Origin of the sequence: Pseudomonas sp. GM84, assembly GCF_000282535.1 — a bacterium.
GTDB lineage: Bacteria > Pseudomonadota > Gammaproteobacteria > Pseudomonadales > Pseudomonadaceae > Aquipseudomonas.
In genome coordinates, this window is record NZ_AKJC01000150.1 from 1 (window position 1) to 1,485 (window position 1,485).

The following is a 1,485-nucleotide window of genomic DNA, read 5'->3' on the forward strand; positions in this document are numbered from 1 at the left end:
GGAGCAGGCGGTTTTTGGTGGGCCTGTCCCGTGACAACGGACGCCAAAAGGCTGGCTATTGAGCCGCCTTTCTCAAGCCTTTTGCATATTCGTTCGGTGAACGATAGCCCAGTGCTGAGTGCAGTCGACTGCTGTTGTAAAACCCGTGGATGTAGTTTGCGATTGCCAGGTGCGCCTGCTGCTTGCTGGGGTAAACCCGGCAGGCCTCTTCTCGCTTCAATGTGGCAAAGAAGCTCTCAGCCACGGCGTTATCCCAACAATTTCCTTTTCGGCTCATGCTCTGCGTGAAGCCTTTCTTAGCCAGCGTGAAGCGGAATTTGCTGCTTGCATACTGACGCCCCTGATCGGAGTGGAACACAACACCGTAGAGGCCAAGGCATGCGTTCCAAGCGTTGATAAAGGCTCGCTCAACCAAGTCGTCCGGCATCCGATCCGCCAAGCTATAACCCAGCACCTGGCGCGTCTGGATGCTCAATACGACTGCCAGATACAGCCATCCCTCCTTGGTGGCGATGTAGGTGATATCGCTGACCCAAGTGGGCGTGGCGCTGCTCACGGAAAACTGTCTAGCCAGCACATTGTCCGCCACGGGTAGGTAGTGGTGGCTATCCGTCGTACAGGGTTTGAAACCGCCTTTGCATTTGCCTCGGATGTGTTCCTCGTGCATCAGCCGATCTATCCGCTTGTGGCCCACTGCATGTGCCTGCCGGCGCAAAGCTTCGACCAACCGTGGTCGGCCATATGTATTCCGGCTGGCCGCGTAGGCCTTGTGCAAATCAAAGCGAATCTGAGCGTCTCGATCTGGACGGTCCTGGCGATGCTGATAGTCGTAAAACCCCGAAACTGAGACACCCATCACCCGGCACAGCAATCGCACCGGGAATTGAGCCCGTTCACTAGCGACGAAGGCGTATCTCACCTGGACTCTTTGGCAAAGAATACCGCCGCCTTTTTTAGGATTTCGCGCTCCAGCTTGAGTTCGGCATTCTCGGCCCTGAGCCGCGCCAGCTCGCTGTCGTCTTTACTGACAGGGCGTCGGTCGGGAGAGCTTAACGAGTGCCCGTTGCGCGACGCATCAACCCAGTTATCCAGCGTCTTTACGGGAATCTCGAGTTGCCGGGCGGCTTCGGTTCTTCCTACCGTTTGCGCCAAGGCAACGGCTTGGATTTTGAACTCTTCGGTGTAGTTACGGTAGGTTCGAGTGGACATGACAACCTCCAAGAGAACGATTCAAGTATCGCCTCTTGGCGTCCGTTGTCACGGGACAGGCCCATGGTTACTTTTTTCCAAGAAAAAAAGTAACCCGCCGTAAGGGCGGAAGGGTGACTTCGCGCCGCCTTGGCAAATGGATATTCACTCGACTTGAAAGCCAAAAGCCAAAAGCCAAAAGCCAAAAGCCAAAGGGTTCACGTAGTGGTTCAGAGGTTCTCGGGCATATCCGTTTGCTGCAGCGACGCTCACTCACCTTTCCGCCCTTACGGCGGG

The 1,485-nt window shown here is 55.8% G+C and carries 2 protein-coding genes; both read right to left on the reverse strand.

Features of this window, described 5'->3' with window-relative positions; genetic code table 11:
* Positions 1 to 55 precede the first annotated feature (55 nt).
* Positions 56 to 919, reverse strand: a complete 864-nt coding sequence (locus tag PMI38_RS13280) for an IS3 family transposase (RefSeq protein ID WP_008094728.1) — start codon at positions 917 to 919, stop codon at positions 56 to 58.
* A complete protein-coding gene (locus PMI38_RS13285; RefSeq protein WP_008094729.1) occupies positions 916 to 1,209 on the reverse strand; it encodes an IS3 family transposase in 294 nt (97 codons plus the stop codon). The genes PMI38_RS13280 and PMI38_RS13285 overlap by 4 nt, the downstream gene beginning before the upstream one ends.
* Positions 1,210 to 1,485: the final 276 nt, after the last annotated feature.